Origin of the sequence: Lentimicrobium sp. S6 (assembly GCF_013166635.1) — a bacterium.
Taxonomy (GTDB): Bacteria; Bacteroidota; Bacteroidia; order Bacteroidales; family UBA12170; genus UBA12170.
The window spans coordinates 1-6,597 of record NZ_JABKBZ010000128.1; the positions used below are offsets into that span (position 1 = coordinate 1).

The window sequence follows — 6,597 nt, forward strand, 5'->3', positions numbered from 1 at the left end:
TCCGTATCCTTTTGCATCAGGTAATACAGATACTCTTCCAGCTCATCCATGTCTATATGCAGCGGGTTTTTCATGTAATAAAGTGCCAGTTTAGCTATTTGGCGTAAATAATTTTCGTGTGTAGACTTTGATCGTCCATTAATAATAAGTTTACGTTTGAACTCTTCTCCCATAGCTCTAAAGCCATCAACTTTGTTGCAGGCTTCAGAATAAATAGTAATTTTACTCATGATTTAATTTTATTAAATTATTAAACATGAGATTTATACGTATTCAATACGAATTTAAATCGAAAGCTACCTCCCTTTGGGGAGGTTTAGTTCAACAAAAAATATAGTGCATTTGGCAGATAGTACTAAATATGAAGATGATAGCGATAAATAAACATAGTGCGAAATTGAAAGATTGGAGCGTTGAAATGCCAAACGCACCATATTAAAACCGTTATAAGCAATAATACAAAAATATTAATCAAAAATCAAAAATATGCTAATAGAAAAAGTAAATACTTCGGACATCGCAAATTTTGAAAGCACTTTATTAAAAGTGAATCAACTGGAAGGTATTAACAGCATTTTAATACTCTCTTGCGAAGACAACAATTACACTCCTGAAAATATGGATAAAATACTGACTTCAATAAAAAAACCTGTTTTCGGGGGAATTTTCCCACAATTAATTCACGGTAAAAAAACCATGACAGAAGGCTCTTTAATTATTGGCATGAACCACAAAGCAAAAACACTTGCGGTAAATGTGCCTGAAGCAGACACCGATAGAGAATCTGAATTACTGAAATTTGAGGATCAATTAAGCGACTCTAAAACCATGTTTGTTTTTACCGATGGATTTACATCAGGTATCAGCAGCTTTATTGATGATGTTTTTAGCGTTTTCGGATTGGAGCTAAATTACGTAGGCGGAGGTGCAGGTTCTCTTAAAAAACTCTCATCTTCTCCCTGTTTATTTTCAAATAAAGGGCTGTTACAAAACAAAGCAATGCTAATTGCCTCTGATATCAACAGCGGTATTGGCGTAAACCACGGATGGAACAGTATTTCTCAATCATTTCAGATAACCGAATCAGAAGGTAATGTTATTAAAACCATTGATTGGAAACCCGCTTTTGAAGTGTATAAAAAAATTACCGAAGAACATTCAGGTCAAAAATTTAAACAGGATAATTTTTTCGATATAGCAAAAGCATACCCTTTTGGAATTAATAAACTTAATAACGAAATGATTGTTAGAGATCCAATTGCAAAAACAGAAAATAATGAAATAGTTTGTGTAGGCGAAGTACCGGAAAACTCAATGGTAAATATCCTTAATGGCGACAATGAAAGTCTTATTAATGCTGCACGCCAATCTCACGAAGAGGCAATGAATACTTTCTCAGGCAGAGCGGATAAAAAATCCTTGTTTGTAATGGATTGTATTTCAAGAGTGTTATTTTTGGGGGATGAATTTCAAAAAGAATTAATGACTATGAGTAGTGATGATTCTCCGCTTTTTGGAGCGCTTAGTATAGGTGAAATAGCAAATACAGGAAAAAGCTTTTTAGAGTTTTATAATAAAACTATTATCTCATCCTATCTTGAAGACTAATTAGTGGCTATAAGAAAACGTCAATAACTTCGTTACGCTCGCATTTAAAACCAGTCATTTACAAAAGTAAACTCCTGATTTTAGAATGTAAATTATGTGGAAACTTTTATAGAAATTTAAAGTCACTTTTATGAAAATCAAAAAAAAACCAGATGTTTTGGAAAATTTAGATATACGTAATAAACAAATTAAAATACTTTACGAAATAGACATTTCCATTAGTGTAAAAAATAGCCCTGAGGAAATTTGCAAGAGTAGCCTGACTACAATACTTAAAAAATTGAATTGTTTTACAGGCGCTGTTTTTCTTTACAATGAATTAGAGAATAAAAATCTCAATTACGATAAAGAATACTCAATACCGGCAAAAATTGAAAGCAATAAAGCCATAAACTTTGCTTTAGAACATTTAAGCAAAAACTTTATCGATAAAAATTTATTGTTTAAAAAGCTGCCTCTCACTCTTGAGTTTAACAAAACAGCTTATTGCTATATTGTTTCAATATCAGATATTGGTTTTATGGTTTTTGCCAATCAATCCCAAAAAATTGACTATTTTATTCTCAAGAGCTTACAACAAATATTAATTGGTGTTAGTAATAATTTAAAGTTAATTGAGCAAAAACAAGAATTACAACAATCTGAAAAAACACTAAGCATAAGCAGGAATAAATATAAAGCTATCTTTAATGTTTTTACTGATGTTTATGCCGAAATAAGCATTACGGATGGAACAATCTTAGAGATGACACCATCTATTGAAGCTTTGTCGGGTTATTCGCGCAAAGAAATTATTGGTACAAATATGGCTGATTATTATGCTTATCCTGATGAGCGTGCCAATTTACTCACTGCTCTTAAGCAAAATAATGGAAAACTCAATGATTATGAGGTTTCTTTAGTTAAAAAAAATGGCGATGTAAGCGCAACTTCCTTTTCTATAAAAATAATATATAATGAAAAGGCTAAGCCCTGGAAGATTGTGGGGACAATGCGTGATATCACCAATCGTAAGCAGGCTGAATACGAATTAATAGAAGCCAAGAATGCTGCAGAAAACGCCAATAAAGCAAAAAGTGAGTTTCTGGCAAATATGAGCCACGAAATACGAACACCAATGAACGCTATTTTGGGATTTAGTGAATCTCTTTATCATAAAATGGAAAGCGAACAACAAAAAAAAATGGTGAAATCAATTCTTAACGGTGGTAATTTGCTCATGTCGCTGTTAAATGACATTTTGGATTTATCGAAAATTGAAGCAAGCAGGCTTGAAATATCCTTACAGTCTGTTAATACAATTAATATTATAAATGAAATAAAACTTTTATTTCATGAAAAATTAGAGAAAAAAGGGGTTGCCTTATCTGTCGAAATTGAAGATTCGTTTCCGAAAGCATTAATGCTGGATGAAATTAGAATAAAACAAATTATTTTCAACTTAGTGGGCAATGCTGCAAAATTCACCCTCAAAGGCTATGTAGCAATTAAACTATACTTTGAGCTTACAAATGAAAAAAGTGGAACTATGTCTATTGACGTTATTGATACAGGTATTGGTATTGCAAAAGAGCATGTCCACTTAATTTTTGATGTTTTCCACCAACAGTGGGGACAATCGAGCCGCAAATATGAGGGTGCCGGTTTGGGATTAGCCATATCAAAACGATTGGCAGAAAAGATGAACGGAACAATTACGGTGGAAAGTGAAGAAGGCAAAGGTTCTGTTTTCACGTTAAAAATTCATGATGTAAAGATTTGCAAAGACTTAGTTGAGAAAAGAGAGAGGTATGAAATACAAGAAAATATTATTTTTGAAGAAGCTAGCATTTTAATTGTTGATGATGTAATATCGAATATTAAAATTGTTGAGAGCTTGTTTTCTGATTCCGGTCTGCAATTTATTACTGCGAATAATGGAGAAATAGCTCTGGAAATTCTTACACATACAAGCCCGTCATTAATACTGTTGGATATTCGAATGCCCGGACTAAACGGCTACGAAGTAGCCGAACGAATAAGAGCAAACCCGGCGATTAAACATATTCCAATTGTTGCCTTAACCGCATCGGTTTCGAACAAAGACAATAAGGAATTTGCAGAAAATTTTAATGGATTTTTGTATAAACCTGTTAGCAAAGGCGGATTACAAGTTGAATTAATGAAATATTTGACTTATTCAAAAGTAGAAGGTAAAAAGGAAAAAGAAGATAAAGCAAAAAACACAACTGTTTTATTGTTTGATAACATTCCCGAAAACACAAAAATTAATATCCCCGAATTAGCAAATATACTTGAGGTAGATTTCCTGCCCAAATGGGAAGAAATAAAAGATGGAAATGTATTGTTTGAAATTGAAGACTTTGCAAATGAACTAAAACAAATATCAGGGAAATATAGCGTTGAGTTTTTAACAAATTATTCAGCAATACTTTTAGAGAATATTGAAATGATAAATACAGAAGCATTAGAAAAACAGTTAGCTAATTTTCCTGATATTGTAAAAAGACTAAAAGAATTCACCGTATAAAGAAATTATTATGAAAGATGAAGCGCATATATTAGTGGTTGACGACAATAAGGAAAATCTGAAATTGGTAGGTAGCATCCTTAAAGAAAATGGATATAAAATTGCCGTAGCTCTTGACGGAGAAAGTGCATTAAAAACCTTGAAGAATAATATATTCGAATTAATTCTACTTGATGTAATGATGCCCGGAATTGATGGTTTTGAAGTATGCCGACGAATTAAATCCGATGAAAAACTAAAAGAAATACCCGTAATTTTTCTAACTGCTAAAAATCAAAAAGACGACTTAATTATTGGATTCGATGCCGGAGGCATTGATTATGTTACAAAACCTTTTAATAAGGAAGAATTACTGGCAAGGGTAAGTACACATATAGAATTAAAACAATCCCGTGATAAGTTAATAAAACTCAACGCTACCAAAGATAGATTGTTTTCGATTATTGGGCATGATTTAAGAGGACCAATCGGTACTATGATGCAAATATCAGAAATGATGTCGGACGAAGATGGATTAGACAAAGAAACTCTTTTTATGTTCATAGATTCTCAAAAAAAGCTTTCAAAGAGTACGTTTCAACTTCTCGAAAACTTGTTAAATTGGGCAAAATCTCAACGTAACGAGATAACTTTTGTGCCGGAAAAGATTATGCTAAAAGAAACTGTTTTGTTTGTAACTGATTTATTCAAGGAAATAACGCAAAACAAACAAATTAGCATTGCTGTTAATATTCCACAAGACACAATTGTTTTTGCCGATAAAAATATGTTAATGACTGTTTTACGTAATTTAATTTCAAATGCTATAAAATTTTCTCCAAATGGAAAGCAAATCCGGATATTTGCTACCAAAAATAAAATGGAACATACAATAACAATTAATGACGAGGGGGAAGGAATTACACCGGAAAATTTATCGAAACTCTTTAAAAATACAGAACATATAACCACTTACGGAACTAATGGTGAAAAAGGAAGTGGTTTAGGTCTAATTTTATGCAAAGAATTTGTAGAAAAACACGATGGGAAAATTTGGGCAGAAAGTGAAGTGGGCAAAGGAACTGATTTAAAATTCACTTTACCTTTGTGTAATGTTTGACAAAAATAACGCTTATAACATTGTATATAGTTTATGGCGGGTGAAGTACTAAATATGTGCATTTTAGCATTAAATAAACTTCGGTGCAAGTTGAAATTTTGTGTTTCAAAAACCGCCACAAAACCATATACTACACGTTAGCGGCAAGCGGTAACAGAGAGACGAGATGTCGTCGCGAAATTTGAAAAGTAAAAGAAAAAAAATAATTTGAAGAAGTTAATTGACAATGAAAAAAATAACAATCATATTAAGCGTTCTTTTTTTGGTTTTGATTGGTTGTGGACAAACAACTAAAAAACAGACTGAAACGTTAGACATACAAGATACAATTATAGTAAAAAAGAAAAATGTTTCCCATCAATCGTGGCAGACTGATTTTTATTCAAAATCATATTCTTATTATTGGCTTGTAAGCAAGGACACTTTGGGTGTTATTCTCCGTATTAACGAATATAAAAGCGACACTACATTTTCTTTGCGTGTTTATCATAAAGAGCCTATGCCATTTACAGTTATTATTGAAAAAATAGAAGAATGTATTCCCTTAATCGAAGAAGATTTCAATTTATCAAAACTCACTTCCATAAATTTTGAAGCTCCTATTTTCTATTTAGATTTGGCAAAAAAATTATCGAGCGAATACGAGCAAGAATTTGGGAGAAAAAATGTGAATTATGAAACATTTAATAAATTTTTATTTAAGTCAAGTTTACACTCGCAACTTCGTGATTTTCTTAATCCTCTAAACAAAAAAGTAAGGTATTATGGATTTGAAAAATTCTTTTTAGTAAAAAAAGAACACTATAGTTCGTATTTACCAAATACTGATTTTACTGAATATCCCGAATTTACTTTTAATGCCCACTCAGGAATATCTGTTAGTTTACAAGACAAATAATAATATTGAAACTAATAATGAAACAAGAAGAAAAATTAATAGTGATAAAAACGCCAGCCGCTAACAATTAAGCATCGTTTTCAGCCCTAAGCCGTGGAGCTAAGCATTTACTTATGGCCAAGAGGGGCTGAATATGTGCTGTGTGTTGAACGTAAACCGGCAACGAAGCCGTAAAGCCTACCTTATATATTGTGGAATCAATTTGGGCAATGATATCTCCACAGCTCTTGTGTAGTTATTTTTTTTCAATTTTTTTCTAGCAAATCTTAGAAGTATTCAAGAGCTTTTCTGTTTTTTGATTTTAGCAGGGTCGTTATTCTGATTATTTCTGATTTTTTGATTGATTGATGCATAATTCTTCCATTAAGATGACTCATATTCTTTTATTGTGTTGATATACTTATACTTACTTTTAAAGGTTTAGTGTTTTCCGGAGGAGCTCTTTGATGATTGTTTCTAAAC

Annotated in this window: 5 protein-coding genes; 4 read left to right on the forward strand and 1 reads right to left on the reverse strand. The window is 31.9% G+C overall.

Going from position 1 to position 6,597, the window contains the following annotated elements; translation table 11 throughout:
- A partial coding sequence (locus HNS40_RS21390; RefSeq protein WP_172284755.1) for a phage integrase N-terminal SAM-like domain-containing protein occupies positions 1–230 on the reverse strand: 230 nt, incomplete at its 3' end.
- 256 nt (positions 231–486) lie between these two features.
- On the opposite strand from HNS40_RS21390, the gene HNS40_RS21395 reads away from it, so the two are divergent.
- The 4 genes from HNS40_RS21395 to HNS40_RS21410 all read left to right on the forward strand — a co-directional run bounded on the left by HNS40_RS21395 (position 487) and on the right by HNS40_RS21410 (position 6,135).
- A complete protein-coding gene (locus HNS40_RS21395) occupies positions 487–1,608 on the forward strand; it encodes an FIST signal transduction protein (protein ID WP_172284756.1) in 1,122 nt (373 codons plus the stop codon).
- Between the two features lie 130 nt (positions 1,609–1,738).
- Positions 1,739–4,138, forward strand: a complete 2,400-nt coding sequence (locus HNS40_RS21400) for a PAS domain-containing hybrid sensor histidine kinase/response regulator (protein WP_172284757.1) — start codon at positions 1,739–1,741, stop codon at positions 4,136–4,138.
- Between the two features lie 10 nt (positions 4,139–4,148).
- The gene (locus HNS40_RS21405) at positions 4,149–5,237 is read left to right on the forward strand and encodes a hybrid sensor histidine kinase/response regulator (protein ID WP_172284758.1); all 1,089 of its coding nucleotides are present in this window, start codon (positions 4,149–4,151) and stop codon (positions 5,235–5,237) included.
- Between the two features lie 226 nt (positions 5,238–5,463).
- Positions 5,464–6,135: a hypothetical protein gene (locus HNS40_RS21410; protein WP_172284759.1), complete on the forward strand. Its 672-nt coding sequence runs from the start codon at positions 5,464–5,466 to the stop codon at positions 6,133–6,135.
- Positions 6,136–6,597 lie beyond the last annotated feature (462 nt).